This window comes from Terrimonas ginsenosidimutans (assembly GCF_022012415.1).
Classification (GTDB): Bacteria; Bacteroidota; Bacteroidia; order Chitinophagales; family Chitinophagaceae; genus Terrimonas_A; species Terrimonas_A ginsenosidimutans.
On record NZ_JAKLTR010000002.1, the window covers coordinates 463944 to 476782 of the forward strand.

General features: G+C 43.8%; 9 protein-coding genes. 6 read left to right on the forward strand and 3 right to left on the reverse strand.

The features are described 5' to 3' along the window. Positions 1-26 precede the first annotated feature (26 nt). Together LZZ85_RS04430 and LZZ85_RS04435 are read left to right on the forward strand one after the other, a co-directional pair. Positions 27-725, forward strand: coding sequence for a Crp/Fnr family transcriptional regulator (locus LZZ85_RS04430; protein ID WP_237868740.1), 699 nt, complete (start codon positions 27-29; stop codon positions 723-725). 782 nt (positions 726-1507) lie between these two features. After that, a complete protein-coding gene (locus LZZ85_RS04435) occupies positions 1508-2332 on the forward strand; it encodes a hypothetical protein (RefSeq protein ID WP_237868743.1) in 825 nt (274 codons plus the stop codon). A gap of 168 nt (positions 2333-2500) precedes the next feature. Here the strand turns inward: LZZ85_RS04435 and LZZ85_RS04440 are convergent, their stop codons facing one another. From LZZ85_RS04440 to LZZ85_RS04450, 3 genes are all read right to left on the reverse strand, one after another. Next, positions 2501-2938, reverse strand: a complete 438-nt coding sequence (locus LZZ85_RS04440; protein ID WP_237868745.1) for a VOC family protein — start codon at positions 2936-2938, stop codon at positions 2501-2503. Positions 2939-3467: 529 nt separating this feature from the next. Next, the gene (locus tag LZZ85_RS04445) at positions 3468-5870 is read right to left on the reverse strand and encodes an ABC transporter permease (protein ID WP_237868754.1); all 2403 of its coding nucleotides are present in this window, start codon (positions 5868-5870) and stop codon (positions 3468-3470) included. Between the two features lie 161 nt (positions 5871-6031). After that, complete coding sequence (locus LZZ85_RS04450) at positions 6032-7411, reverse strand: vanadium-dependent haloperoxidase (protein ID WP_237868756.1); 1380 nt, start codon at positions 7409-7411, stop codon at positions 6032-6034. A gap of 465 nt (positions 7412-7876) precedes the next feature. On the opposite strand from LZZ85_RS04450, the gene LZZ85_RS04455 reads away from it, so the two are divergent. The 4 genes from LZZ85_RS04455 to LZZ85_RS04470 all read left to right on the forward strand — a co-directional run bounded on the left by LZZ85_RS04455 (position 7877) and on the right by LZZ85_RS04470 (position 12284). Further along, positions 7877-8974, forward strand: a complete 1098-nt coding sequence (locus LZZ85_RS04455; RefSeq protein WP_237868763.1) for a sensor histidine kinase — start codon at positions 7877-7879, stop codon at positions 8972-8974. Next, positions 8971-9693 (forward strand): LytR/AlgR family response regulator transcription factor, encoded by a 723-nt coding sequence (locus LZZ85_RS04460; protein ID WP_237868765.1) that lies wholly within the window; start codon positions 8971-8973, stop codon positions 9691-9693. Before LZZ85_RS04455 ends, LZZ85_RS04460 begins: the two co-directional genes overlap by 4 nt. A 483-nt stretch (positions 9694-10176) precedes the next feature. Then, positions 10177-10896: a DUF1579 family protein gene (locus LZZ85_RS04465; protein ID WP_237868767.1), complete on the forward strand. Its 720-nt coding sequence runs from the start codon at positions 10177-10179 to the stop codon at positions 10894-10896. Between the two features lie 446 nt (positions 10897-11342). Then, a complete protein-coding gene (locus LZZ85_RS04470; RefSeq protein ID WP_237868775.1) occupies positions 11343-12284 on the forward strand; it encodes an alkaline phosphatase family protein in 942 nt (313 codons plus the stop codon). The last annotated feature ends 555 nt before the right edge of the window (positions 12285-12839 follow it).

The window sequence follows — 12839 nt, forward strand, 5'->3', positions numbered from 1 at the left end:
ATTTAAATTATGCTACATTCATCCCGATGAAAACGTTGAAGCAACCCTGCAACCAGGATCGGTGCCTCTTGTGCAAGCTATGTCTGAAAGAATGGCTTCCCGCTATCGCCGCCAGTCATAAAAATTTCGAGCTGAAAAAAGGCGAGTTACTTTTCCGCGAAGGAGAATTGATGACCGGCATCTATTTCGTTTATCAGGGCACGGTGAAGGTGCACAAACACTGGGGTAATGACAAGGAGCTGATCGTCCGCTTTGCAAGAGATGGTCAGATCGTGGGCCACAGGGGGCTTGGTGGCGATAATCATTATCCTGTATCAGCGACGGCGTTGGAGAAAACAGTTGTGTGTTTTATTGATAATGATCTTTTTTATGCTTCCCTCAAAGTAAATCATGAATTACTTCTTCAGCTGATGCTGTTCTTTGCCGGTGAATTGAAAGAGTCGGAAAAGAACATGCGCAATCTCGCGCACATGCCGGTAAAGGGCCGGATAGCACAGGCTTTTCTTACGCTGTCAGCTCATTTCGGTGATCAATTTCATGAAACGATCAATGAAAAAATATCCCGGCAGGATCTGGCCTCCTACGTTGGCACCACTTATGAAACGCTTTTCCGGATGTTGAACGAAATGGATGCGGAGGGGCTTATTGTTTTTAATGATAAGCAGATCAGTATTAACAGTCAGGAAGTTCTCAGGTCTTATATTGGCGGATTTAATATCGGCTAAATCTCCCTTTGACGGCTTAGCTGCTGAGAACAGAAAAATCAGTTCTGGTAGCTTTTACTTTATCATGGAATTTGCCTGGCGTTGCTGAGCGCCATTAGTGTTTAGCCGGATCACACACCGGAGTAAGGAGGTGAAATCCGCAGGCAGGGCAAATGAAAAAAGACACCAGTTGGACCGATCAATCGACCATTCAGCCAATCCATTGCACTGTCAGATAATACCCGTTCCGCCAGCTCTGCGATGTGGCTTTTCAGGTAACGCAGAATAGACCGGTATAAAGCAATCGAAATTTCTGTAATGCGATTGCGTAAGAGTATAGATCCTGAAAATGCAGATGCCTTTTATCAGCATGTCTGTTATCCGGTGGCCGGTGCATAATGGATGAATAAAAAATCCTGTACAGGGATAGGGCTTATTTATACGCCAAACAGAGCCGCTTGAACGCACATAATTTTGCACAATTCTCCCAGGCAGCTTAGGCTAACATCGTGAAGGAGAAGTGTATTTCAATCAGTACTGGCCAACCGGAAATGGAAGTATATAATGTAAATGAATCGGAGAAACCTTGCTGTTTATCGACCGCAGGAATTACCAGAGTTCAGCATCGACGGGAGCAACAACAGCTCCATTTCGCCGCAGGGATACAGAAAATAGGCGACGTGCAGTCTTCCATACAACGTGGCTTAGGAAACCTGCCTATAAATAAGAAATTTGCCGTATTAACCGTTTATTTGTGCATTCTCCGACAGAGATTTCATTGATCATTAAAACACTACTATCAGATGACCGGTCTACCATTTGATGATTACGCGGGCGCCGCAGCCTATTTTGGGGCACCAATACCCCGCCTGTTCTTCAAATATCTTAAGGCGATAGACCGTTTTTGCCAGGAGCGTGGATATGTTACCCTGGATACTTTGTTTGAGGTCTTTGGGATCTTGCGGCTATCAGGCATGGAGGCTCGCTATCAGCAAACACCGGTCGAGTTATTCCCTTTTGCCAGTACGGGCGGCGATGGTATTCACTTTGGATTTGTTGCCCATACCCTTGATGAAGTTGATTATCCATCGGGCGAACTCTGCCCGATGGACGACGATGGCATAGTACTCATCGGGCACAATACCACGGTAATGTTCCAGGAACTTCTTCGTAACTCTGATGCCCTTGAACCTTTTAAAGATCTGATCACCTCACTTGGATTACAGCCTGAAGAAGCACCGCAAGCGCGTTATGATGCTGCGGGTCAGTCTTTACGGATACGCCCTCTTGCTAAGCCAGGCTGGCGTTTTGTTGACACCAGCGATGGTGCCGGGGTTTTCGCTGATGCACGCCATTTTGCGGAGAACCACATTTTCGATTATCAGCCGCTGGACCGCTCGCGATCCGGCACCCATTATGCTGCAATAGCGGAGGAAATGCGGCTTAAGGGACTTTATGGGTCACAACTCTTTTACCTGAAGGAACTGTACTGGCACGAGTGGACAAATTATACACTCGCCAAACAATATCTGAAGGAAATGTTATCAGCTTATGAAGGGCTTGACCGGCCACATCTTTATGAAATGGCGAATACGCTATTAAACAGTTTCGATCAACGATACCGTTAATCTGCTACAGCAGTTTTGGTATGATTGTGTATAACAGCAGGCTATTTGCTTTGTTTAGCGTTCTTTTTGAGAACAGTAGTCATCATATTTGTCTCTCCATGAAGAATGAATATCCAGAGATCATTATGCTTCACCTGCTCTGCGTGGCATTTTCGCAGTGGCCTATCATTATCTGGATTCCTGAATGGAGATCATCCAATTAATGCCGAACTGATCAGTCAGCATGCCGAACACGGGACCCCAGAACTGTCTGCTTAAAGGCAGGGTGATCTTACCCGCCTGGCTCAGTTTGGAAAAATAACCTTCAAGCAATGTTTTGTCGGTACCGCTTATGGACAGGCTGAACTCCTGGCCGGAATGTTTTACGGGATGTTCGGGGTTATCACTCGCCATGATCACGAAAGGACCACTTAATCGGGCATGCATGATCAGGTCTTTTGTTTCGGCACTGGCCGTCTTACTATCACCATGTGCCCCCGCCGGGGCTTCTCCAAATGTCGAGAGCTCCAGCTTACCCCCGAAGATCTCGTTATAGAATTCCATGGCCTGGCGGCAATTGCCACCAAAAAAAAGGTAGGGCTCCAGTATCAATGATGAGGTTTGCATTATCAGGTTTTTAGTTATCCAATTTACAGCCTTTTTTGCGTGGCATCGAAGATTACATTCCTGCCTGTATTTGCCTCCAGGGTTCCCGCCACTATCTCTTTTATTGATTATTTTGCCTTATCGTGGATCATTTTACAACTTATCGCTGCATGCCTGCGGACAGGAATATGTGGCCCTGCCCGCGCAGGGCTTCGCCCCCGGATCATTACCGCCAGTTATCGGATGTTGAACGATGCATGATCATCTTTTACTTTCGAAATGAATGATTGCCATAAACATCAGGCGTTTTATTTCATATACAACAAACGGAGCAATTAACCTGTCATCGGTAGACCTGGATATAAAGCCGGGGTACTTCGGTCTTCGCATAGAGGCTGTCCCAATCAGTGGCTCTGAGATCCGCAACAGAAGCCCTTTTGTCCCCGATCATTTTTAATGACCATAATCTTTTCAGGGTCATATAGCGCTTTACCCATTGTTATGAACCCACCATTTTGATTCCAACACATATTTTGCTCCGGCGCTTTCTCTATTCACTCCGTAATGCCTTTACCGGATTTGCAACCGCGGCCCTGATCGCCTGTGAAGCGGTAGTAATCAGGGAGAGAATGATAATGAGCAATGCTGCGATCAGGTAAATACCAACGTTCATATCCACACGGTAAGAAAAATTCTGCAGCCAACTATGCATGATCCACCAGGCGAAAGGAGATGCAATTAATATTGCTATCACTACCAGTTTAAGAAAATCCGCGGATAACATGACCACGATGTCTGTTACAGATGCGCCAATTACTTTCCGGACGCCGATTTCCGCTCTTCGCCTTGCGGCAGTAAATGCAGCAAGACCCAAAAGACCAAGGCATGAAATGATGATGACAATACCCGCGAAGTATCTTGATAGCGTGGATATTCTATCCTCGGTCGCGTATAGTAGATCATAATCTTCGTCAAGGAACCTGTATTCGAAGGGAAGCCCCATATTGTATTGTTTATAAAAAGTACCAATGGCCGCCAGCGATTTTCTTTCCTGGCCGGCATTTATTTTGACATAAACCATGTTATTGTTTGGTACATATCGAAGAAAAAAAGGATTTACTTTCTTGTACATGGATTCGAACTGAAAATCTTTTACGATGCCAATAATCTGTTTAGGTTTGCCCCAGACGTTAACTGTTTTACCAATAGGGTTTTCAAGTTTCATTGCAGCAATCGCAGTTTCGTTAAAGATGATACTATTAGTATCTGATGTGTGATCTGTCGAAAAACTGCGTCCCTCTTTAATGGTGAGGTCAAGCAACTCCATCATTCCGGACCCCAAATCAAGGCCGTCGAATTCGATTCCTTTTCCTTCTGTTTTTCCAGGCCATTCAATACGGCTGCCGGATTGGCTGAATCTCCCGGTGGTCGTGCCGCTCATACTGGATACTCCGATCACACCAGGAATTTTTTGTACCTCGGTTATGAACGCGGACAAGCCTTCTTTACGCAGTTTTCCCATGCCTGAGAAGCGGATGATGTTATCTTTACTATATCCCAGATTCTTCTCCTGTATCAATTTCATTTGCATGTTTACAACCAGCACAGAGATGATCATAACCGCAGAAACAGTAAACTGGAAAACCACCAATCCTTTTCGTACACGCGATTCAGTCAGGGATGTAGACAGTTTGCCTTTCAAAACCCGAACGGGTTTAAAACCGGAGAGAAATATTGCAGGATAACTTCCGGCGGTAATTCCGGTAAGAAATGCAGTGCAGAATATGCTTATAAAGAATTGTATATTCACGGGGAATGATAGCTGCTTGCCCGTTATATTATTGAATGGCTCAAGGAAAACAAAAACCAAACCGATGGCAATCAATAACGAAAAAATTGACATCAAAACTGATTCTGTCATAAATCGTAAAATCAGGCCGCTTCGACTGGCTCCCATTAATTTCCGGACACCAATTTCCTTCATCCGGGCTGATGCGCGGGCAGTTGACAGATTCATAAAATTAACGCAGGCGATAAGCAGAATGAAGACAGCAATAAGCGAAAATAGATTTACATATTGAATACGCCCTCCATTCTGTTTGCCGTTCTCGAAATGATTATACAGGTATCTGTCGGAATACCGCTGCAGAAAAATTGAACCTTCCTTATTGATCTTTTCGTCATTCTTTCCATGAAGCGCTATCAGCTTGTTTCTTGTATAATCCCGGATCTTGTCATTAAAGGCTTTGGTGTCGGTGCCATTTTTCAATAATAAGAAAGTTCGCATGCTGTTACTGCTCCAATCTGCAACATCTTCCGCTTTTTTCTGAGTATAGAGATCATATGAGAATAGAATATCGAATTGATCGGTTGATCCCGTAGGCGGTTGCTCAAAAATTCCGGCAACGGTATATAATCCGCTGAATTCATTTCCCCTGTTCCAATTGATCGTCTGTCCGATGATATTTCCGGAACCGTCAAATAAAGCTTTTGCCATGTTCGCGGAGAGAAGTATACCAGCAGTGCCGGTCAGCATGGTTTCCTTATTTCCTGCAAGAATCTTGTAAGAGAACACCTTTAAAAAATCCCTGCCCGCAAAACTTGCCCTGGCCGTCAGGTTCTTATCGCCAGCCCCAATGATTCCCGTTCCATCACTCTTAACAGATACTGAATACTCCACTTCCGGCAGTTCCTCCGCCACAGATTTTGCGAGCATACCCTGCGTGGTCTCCATAGTACGGATAGAACCATCTGCATTGGTGAAATTTTTCATCACCAGGAACAACCTGTTATCATTTTCATTAAACCGGTCAACCTCTTTTTCACTGGACACCCACATAAAAATGAAAAGTGCACAGGCAAGCCCGGTAGACAGGCCTGCAATATTCAGAATGCTGAATTGGCGCTCCTTCAACAGGTTACGCCGGAATAATTTCAAGTAGCTGGCTGGCATAAGTTTAGGTTTAACACTCCTCTTATCGGGGTGTAAAGCCCATTACGTATGAAAGCTTTCAATGTTACATGCGTGTGGTAGGATTATTTAGACAGACCTGAAGGAGATAATTTGAAGAATCGCACATAAGACTTCCCCGATATTATTTCCCCGTCTTTTTATTATTTCAGGAATTTTACCTTGTTGTGAATATTTTGCGCTGTTTTTATTCCCTGTTTTGTGCCTTCTTCCACCGCATGACGGGTATGAATACCGCCATAAACTCTTGAAATCGCAATGGCATTGGCGAATTCATAAAAAGAATTGTAGGAATAGGTACCCATGTCCTCCGGACCTTTTCCCAAATCGATCATTTGACCTTTATAAGTACTGTTGATGAAGGACACATGATCACCGAAAATGGTGGTAAGTGCTTCCGCGAATGAACCACTAAAAGTTGCGTGATTTGCAGGGAAATCTGGATGGCCCGGTGTGGAAATAAATGGTTTCCACCAGGTGGCCGGGTCAGTGGAGGGTGCGATCACCCTGCGAATAAACTGAAACGGTCTTTCCTGCATGAACCGGAATTTTGCTTTCATGGAACCAATCGTTGCATCAAACAGGGTGATGCCTGTTTTAGCATAAGCAAATGCGGAGATATCGAGTGCCGGATTTTTTTGCTCCAGGATTTGTTTGAATACAGGAATATAGCTTGCTCCGGAGGGATAACCATTAACAGCCGGGTCATCATAATATTTGGCCAGACGCTTTTGCTCATAGGTCAGGCTTTTCGACAGGTCATATATTTCCTTAAAATCTTTATAATAAGAAGAAGCAGCATCCGCATCATTATATGCATAAGGCGCTGAGGTTACATTATCGATGCTGCCGGCAACCATGGTGCGGGTATCACCCCAATAAGCAACACCGTTCGCAATGGTGGGGTTGTTATTTTCCGGCCACCAAAGGCCCGGACTGTTGCTGGTCAGTACCAGGGGTGACCAGGAAGACCATGGACGATCTGTATTGGACCAGTTAAAGACTTTTTCGGCTACCGCTTTTCCAAAGGCCTTTGACCGTTCAAAGATTGCATCATCTTGGATTTCCGTTTTATAGGCGCTATTTAATTCATCTTCGAGCTTCTGCACCGCATCGTTCGTTGCAGAAGTAAAGGTGAAAAGCTTCCTGGTCATTTCAGCCAAAGCGGCATTGGCGCAGGTTGGCCAATGATATGCCTGACCCGGCTCCGTTTGAGGCATTTGCGGCATCTCGTTTAACTGGCCGGATAGACTCTTATACGAAGGCATGCCGGGCACTACAGCTTCGTATAAGGCTACACCGCAATAAGCCATGTATCTGCCCGCATTAATTCCATAAGAAGCCGGAGGGGAATACAACAGAGGCAATTGAACACCCAGCCATTTTCTTACCACATCTGAAGAATAAGTTTTGGTTTGTTGCAGATGACCATTGGTCTCCTGGTCTGAATCTTTCTTACAGGAAAGACTAAATAATGATGCAGTTGCAACCAGCAACATGGCAGAAGCGATTCTTTGTTTCATGGTTGAGTGTTTAATATTGGTTAATGATACATTGCGATCAGTGAAAGGTGCTATCTTAAAACCGAATGCCGTTTTTACTTCTTTTAACCGGGCTTGTGACTGGCCTTTTTGATAACTGCCTAAAGGTTTTCCTCCGGCCTGTCATTCCGGTTGCTTAGGCATCAGGGACACATTTGGCAGCAGCACAAAAAGAGCCGCTGAAAGGATTGCATCTTGTGTGCACCTCAGGAAAATCGGGCGACCATCTAACGCAGCGGAAAAATAGACACAGCTTTGCCTATTATAAATTCAAATCGCTTAACAGATCTGTTTCCCGTAACAAGGCAATTAAAACACGCTTGTGGTCTTCCGGTGGAAAAAGTGTTGTTTGTCTGCGATTGAGTGTTGTTTGTCTATTTTACTTTCAGGTAAAGTAGCCATGTAGTTTAATTTCTTAAATTGTGGAAAGCAAGCTTCAGTCTTTGTATGATCAGAACGAACGAGATAATTTTTTCCCCGAAATACGGGGTGCTGCGGCACGTCTCGTTCTGGCTGTTATGGCTTTTAGGATGGGCTGGTTTCCTCACATTGATCTGGTCAACATTCACCGGTAATTTTATTCGCATCGGACTTTGGATCCCTGCATTTATCCTCTTCAGTTATCCTATTGCATACATTGCTATTCCAAAGCTGTTGTTAAAAAGCAAATACCTGGTATTCCTGGGTTCAATTATCAGCTGGCTTGTAGTTGGGTGGTTCCTGAGCGTCTATTATCTTAAGTATATATCCGCTCCGGTGTTAGATCTGATGCACATGCCGCGCGGTGATAATTATGTATGGCAATGTTTCCTTTGTGTGATGACCACCGCAGCTTGCTTCTCTTCTTTATCCTTAGGGAAGCAATGGTTATTAAAGCAGAGAGACTTTCTGCGAGCCCAACAGGAAAAAATGACGGCAGAGCTGCAGCTGCTGAAAGCACAGGTGCATCCTCATTTTTTATTTAATACGCTTAATAATATTTATTCCTTTTCTCTCGACGGATCTCCTAAAACGCCGGAACTTATTTTGAAACTTTCATCATTGCTCAGCTACATGCTTTATGATTGCAAGGCAGAAGAAGTGAGGCTGGACAAAGAAGTGGAGATCATGAAAGATTATATTGACCTGGAAAAAGAGCGCTATGGGAATAAGCTGGAAATATCGTGGACGGTGGAAGGTGACATCAGGGGTAATTTCATATCACCTTTGCTGATGCTTCCTTTCCTGGAAAATGCATTTAAGCACGGCGCATCTGAACAAATTGAAAAACCCTGGATGGGAATAGATATATCGGTCTCGAACAGTATATTGAAATTTAAAATAGCCAATAGCAAAAACGAATATATTTCGCACAGCGATAACGGGATCGGTATCAACAATGTGAAAAAACGTCTCGGATTTCTTTACCCGGGAAAATATGAGCTGAAGATAAATGATGAAGGAGATTTCTTTTCAGTTTCATTAATGGTTAAACTGGGCGGCAGCATATCAGATTATGCGATCGCACCTCTGTCTTCTGTAACTGCTCAAACCATTACAGCATGAAACTTCGCTGCCTGCTTGTAGATGATGAGCCTCCGGCATTGAAAGTGCTGGCTACATATATTTCGTCCCTTAACGACATGGAAATTGTAGGGCAGTGCAGAAACGCGATTGAAGCACTTGGTGTATTGCGGCACAAAACGGTTGATATTATCTTCCTCGATATTAAGATGCCCAGTATCATCGGTACTGATTTTCTAAAAAATCTTTCCCATCCACCAAAGGTGATCTTTGTTACAGCTTACAGGGAATATGCCATTGACGGTTTTGAATTGGATGCAGTGGATTACCTGGTGAAGCCTGTGTCCTTTGAACGATTTTTTAAAGCCATCTCGAAATTAAACCGGATGATGGGCCGTGAAATGTCCCTGACCGCCATAAATGAAACGCCTGACCCGGCCGCTTTCATTTACCTGAAAGTAGACAGGGATATGAAAAAAGTGTTTGTGAATGAAATTGAGTACGTCGAGAGCTGGAAAGATTATGTAAAGATCTTTCTAACTGGAGGCCGGCATTTGCTGGTAAAGCGCGCCATTAGTGTAATTGAAAATATTTTGTCCGATCACAAGTTTGTCCGGGTGCATCGGTCGTACATTGTCTCCCTCAGCAAAATTTCCGGTTATAATGCGCTGGCCGTGCAGGTAGGGCAATGTCAGATCCCCATCGGGAGATTGTATAAGCAATCGGTGATGGAACGGCTGCAGGGCAGGGAGTCGGCATGAGTTCAATCGGTCTTTGAGCGCCTGGATAAATTAAGTGAAGATTGTTTGTGGTTTTCCTTTCTTCCTTACCTCTAACGAACCCAAACAACTCTTAAGCGTTGCGGGTATGTCTTTGACTACGCACCGGTTTCAAAGAAACCGTCCGCCCACTTTCACAACGAGTACTTCGATAATGCGCCCTTATTCGCTCATTTTCTCCCAAAATGCAACAGCCAGATACACCTATGTGGTCATAGTTTTGCCGGGTTTTACAGACAAACAGGCAACTCGTAGACCCTTCAAATTACCAGAGATTATCAGGACAATTCATACTATAAACTAACTAAGTATTTACGCCACTCATCCACCCTCGCGCTTTTTTAATTTAACTGGTAAAAGAGTAATTCGGAAAACCGTTTACTATTTGCGTACATTACATTATACACACGTTGTGTGTAGTACCGCATAACTCCTCAAACCTTCTCCCATTTTAAAATTCATGTTATGACACCGAAAAAAAATTACCAGATCGGCTGCAACGACAATAAAGCAAACAGATCTAATATTCTAAAAAAGTCTTCATTGTCTTTTCTGATTATGATAGCCGCTTTTATTCCGGGCGCATTACCTGCGCAAACGAATAAAGACACCACCACATCCGTATATTCGGCATCAGAGGATACATATAAACAAATGCTTGATTACTCCAGGCCGGGAAAATATCACCAGTTACTTGCCGACCTGGTAGGCAGATGGATTTTTAAAGGCAGACACTTCGAATGGACAGATTCTGTCACAAGCAAAGTTTCATTAGAGTACAGCGGCACTGTTGTAAGAGAATCATTTGCCAATGGACGTTATTTTATTGTAAATGTCACCTCCGACGGTAAATTAGAAATGCCTGTTCAGGAAGGAAAAATGAAAGAAGTAAAATTTCAAGGCTTCGAGATTGAAGGCTATGATAATGTGAAAAAGAAATTCGTGAGATCATCCATAGGCAATCATCTCAACAGTTTTATCGCTGCATCAGAAGGTGCTTATGATTCAACGACAAGAACCATTACATTTGATTCTGAATTTGAACCCATCCCGGGAATGAAGACAAAAGACCATTTCCGCTTTATCTTTATTGACACGGATCACTACAAATGGGAGGTTGATCAGGAAGAAAAGGGGAAATACCGAAGAGGAAGTGAAATTGAGTTTACAAGAGTTAAAAGATGACTGAAGATCCTGCTGGTTCCCGGATACAACCTCATTTTTTTATCTCTTACAGGCTGATCAGAATGTAACGGATAGCCATTATTTAGCTTTAATTCACGTCTATTAGAATGAGATAAATCCTTAAACAGGTATGCGGGATCGATGTACCACAAAATGAATTGGTAGTCGTACTAGCGATCTCCCTCTTCATCTGGTACTTGGCTAACGGTACACATTTTACCGCAAAAATGGATGTTTTAAAATTTCGCCAGGTAAGGAAATTTTTAAGACCGCCGGATCCAGAATATACCTTACCCTGGAGTATCCGGATGAACCAGTTTTACTTTCCATAAGATCCCTTCTCTTAAGAAAGTCATATATTTGGTTTAAGGAAGAAAATGGATCGTATCTACTGAGCGTCCATTTCCAGACTGAAGAATATTCCATCCATTTCATCGCTTAATTCAATGAGAAAGACGTCCCCTTATCTTACTACAGGCTGGATGCGATCATTTGACGTATTCTTTTTGATCTGCCTGTTATTGCCGGTAATATCGTTCGCACAACCCGCCCGTATTGTCGTGATTGGTCTTGATGGGCTGAGTGTGGATGGGTATAAAACTGCAAAACATCCCAATATCGACAGGCTGCTGGAGAAAGGCGTATTGTCGCTTACGACGCGTCCGGTGATGCCTTCCGTGACGCTGCCCAACTGGACAAGTCATTTTACTGCTTCAGGTCCGGAAGAGCATGGCGTAACAAGTAATACCTGGACTGTAGCGCAGCATTCACTGCAACCTCTTCAGGCAGATGAAAGCGGTTATTATCCTTCTATATTCAAGCTTGCGAAAGATAAGGTCCTGAATGTGAAAACAGCTTTTTATTACAATTGGCCGGAGCTGATCAATGCATTTAATAAGAACTATTTTGACCGGTTGCTCTTTCAGCAGGGAGATGGTTTTGACAGTTTGTACAATGATGCGTTCGACTTTATAAAAGCCAACCGGCAATCTCCCGAACTGGTATTCCTGTACAGTGTTCATACAGACCATGCCGGGCATACGTATAAGTGGATGTCTCCGCAGTATATCTCCGCAATTGAAAAAGCAGACACCGCTATCGGAGTATTCATAGACAAATTAAAAAATGAGAAATTATTTGATGACACCCATTTCCTGCTGATCACGGATCATGGTGGCCATGTTTCTACCGGGCATGGCGGTACGAGCATGGACGAAATGCAGGTGCCCTGGGGATTAACGGGGCCAAAGATCCGGCATGCCGGACTTGTTGATTTTTTCAACAGCAATAAAAATACGGCCATCGTGATCGCTAAATTATTAGGGATCCGGGATAAGGATCTGCCGGTCTGCTGGACAGGGCAACTTCCGGATGGATTGCTTAAGTGACTTGTTATCCCTAATCAAGTATGTTAAGCGACGAAGAAAGGCCTGGCATAGAAACCTTTGAATGGAGCTAGTTGCCCGTCCCGGGTGGGCGTCGATTGGGATTGTTAAAGTATGGCAGTTGGATGCCCGTGATGACAATGAGTTTTTCAGTTATTGGCCTAGGTACGAAGGAAAGCAAGCCGGGCTTAGTGAGAAATTTTTGGAGGCGTTGCAACACTGCTACCAACAATTGGCGGAACAGCCCACTTATTACAATTATATAGATGAAGATCCCTGGAAATAGACTTTGATTTTGCCATAAAATCGATTTTTCGTATTTTACAACTCAGTAGATCAATATACAAATATTCAGTCGATGCATACATGGTCGGCTGATTGATTTTGCTTCACCCAGGCTATTTTGAGCCTTTTTGAGTCTTTGGGACATTTTGGGATTTCTTGGGACATTTTGGGACCTTACACAGACTTTTAGCAGACATTAACCGGACAATAAGCAGACATTCGGCAGACACAGCTCCTCCTGTTCTCCATACTATCTTCATTCTGTCTCTATAA

What these genes read in the sequence shown, in the direction of transcription:
- LZZ85_RS04470 (WP_237868775.1), top strand. Translation starts at nt 11,343, where the DNA reads ATGAGAAAGACGTCCCCTTATCTTACTACAGGCTGGATGCGATCATTT.
- LZZ85_RS04440 (WP_237868745.1), bottom strand. Translation starts at nt 2,938, where the DNA reads ATGCAAACCTCATCATTGATACTGGAGCCCTACCTTTTTTTTGGTGGC.
- LZZ85_RS04445 (WP_237868754.1), bottom strand. Translation starts at nt 5,870, where the DNA reads ATGCCAGCCAGCTACTTGAAATTATTCCGGCGTAACCTGTTGAAGGAG.
- LZZ85_RS04430 (WP_237868740.1), top strand. Translation starts at nt 27, where the DNA reads ATGAAAACGTTGAAGCAACCCTGCAACCAGGATCGGTGCCTCTTGTGC.
- LZZ85_RS04465 (WP_237868767.1), top strand. Translation starts at nt 10,177, where the DNA reads ATGACACCGAAAAAAAATTACCAGATCGGCTGCAACGACAATAAAGCA.
- LZZ85_RS04460 (WP_237868765.1), top strand. Translation starts at nt 8,971, where the DNA reads ATGAAACTTCGCTGCCTGCTTGTAGATGATGAGCCTCCGGCATTGAAA.
- LZZ85_RS04435 (WP_237868743.1), top strand. Translation starts at nt 1,508, where the DNA reads ATGACCGGTCTACCATTTGATGATTACGCGGGCGCCGCAGCCTATTTT.
- LZZ85_RS04450 (WP_237868756.1), bottom strand. Translation starts at nt 7,411, where the DNA reads ATGAAACAAAGAATCGCTTCTGCCATGTTGCTGGTTGCAACTGCATCA.
- LZZ85_RS04455 (WP_237868763.1), top strand. Translation starts at nt 7,877, where the DNA reads ATGATCAGAACGAACGAGATAATTTTTTCCCCGAAATACGGGGTGCTG.